Consider the following 260-nt stretch of genomic DNA (forward strand, 5'->3'; position numbering starts at 1 on the left):
TTGTAACACTTATTCCTTTGAGAGTACTAAAACTGGGTCGAATTGTAACTCACGTCTTCCTGAGAGTACAAAATCAGGGCTAAATTGTAACACTTATTCCTTTGAGAGTACTAAAATCGGGTCAAATTGTAACTCTCCATCCTCTGAGAGTACTAAAATCGGGTTGAATAGTAACTCTCATCCTCCTGAGAGTACCAAAACCGAGTCAAATTGTAACTCTCCTTCCTCTGAGAGTACTAAACCAGGGTCAAATTGTAACT

The sequence above is a fragment of the Facklamia sp. HMSC062C11 genome (genome assembly GCF_001810675.1).
GTDB lineage: Bacteria > Bacillota > Bacilli > Lactobacillales > Aerococcaceae > Facklamia > Facklamia hominis.